We start from the raw sequence: 1,267 nt of genomic DNA on the forward strand, positions 1-1,267 counted from the left end.
GGGACCTCGGTATCGGCGTCCAGCCGGTCGGCGACCACGGTGATCGTCTTCTCCAGCACGTCGTCATCGTCGGCCAGGTCCGATCGGTCGAGTTCTCCGAACGCCTCGGCGACCAGGACGGTGAGCATGATCGACGACGGTCGCGCGGCCTCGTCCTCGATCTTCAGCGCCGCCCACATCTTGAAGTAGCAGACCAGGCGCCGCAGCTGTGCGCGGTCCGCCGCGTCGTCGTGCAGGTCCTTGAACCAGGTGTAGATCGCCTTGGGGTCGCTGTCCTCCCATCCGCGGGTCTCGGTTGCGAGAGCGCGCCGGTCGGCGCCGCGGTCCAGATGGTAGCAGGGCACGTCGATGTGGAAGTCGGGCTTGAAGGCGATGCGGCAGCAGCGCTCCTTCGGGTCCGCGACCCCCGACGCGTCGTTCTCGCTGTCGTCGGCATAGTCCAGCAGCGCGTTCTGCACGAGTTCCTTGAACCCTTCGGGCTCGTATTCGCCGTCGTCGTCGTCGCCGGACCATTCGAAGTAGAGGCCGAGGTCGATGTCGAACTCGGCGCCGGATTCCCACGGGCGGATTTTGGTGTCGAACTTGTAGGAGCCTTGGAGCCAGGTGCTCATCGCGTAGCCCGTGTCGTCCTTGAGCCGCGACTTCAGGAAGTCGGCCAGGTCGTTCCACCGCGCCTGCTGCGTCACGAATTGGTCGCTGGACGGCGTGATGCGCGAGTAGAGCGTCTGGTCGGACTTGGAATGGAACAGGCGTGCGGCGCGGGACATGGGGCCTCAGATGCTCGCGTTGACGAAGGTGAATGGCGGCGCCTCGTGCGCGAGGAACGCGCGCAGGCGTTCGTCCCCCGACACCTCGGCGAACGAGGCGCGGGCGATCGACTGCAGGTTCGCGACCGCGCCTGGCGTCGCCACGTCGAGCGCGAGCTCCCGGCGTTGCTCGTCGGCCTGACGGCGGTCGATGCGCATGTACCGGTCGTTGAGGACGTGCTTCATCATATCGTTGGTCAACGCCTGCTGCGACCCGATCATCACGTCGGTGAGCCTCTGGTTTCTCGTCCACCCCCACACCCCCAAGTCCGGGTCGAGCGAGCTGGACATGGCGAAGTCGGTGGTGGTCGTCCCGACGCTGAGCACTCGGATATCGTCGCGCCGCGCGCCGAGGAACATCTCGGCCTCGTGCATCGCGATCATGTCGGGCGAGTTCGCGAACATGCCGCCGTCGGCGAAGAGCTCGTCGTCGATCCGGTGCGCCGGGAAGTATGTGGGCG

The 1,267-nt window shown here is 66.5% G+C and carries 1 protein-coding gene and 1 pseudogene; both read right to left on the reverse strand.

Features of this window, described 5'->3' with window-relative positions; all coding sequences use genetic code 11:
• Window positions 1-767, reverse strand: a 767-nt coding sequence (locus K9B33_RS22875) for a nucleotidyltransferase (RefSeq protein WP_224551415.1), incomplete at its 3' end; no start/stop codon positions are given.
• 6 nt (window positions 768-773) lie between these two features.
• Window positions 774-1,267 (reverse strand): annotated as a pseudogene (locus K9B33_RS22880) (hypothetical protein); the annotation flags it as partial.

The sequence above is a fragment of the Sphingobium sp. 3R8 genome, from assembly GCF_020166615.1.
Lineage (GTDB): Bacteria > Pseudomonadota > Alphaproteobacteria > Sphingomonadales > Sphingomonadaceae > Sphingobium > Sphingobium bisphenolicum.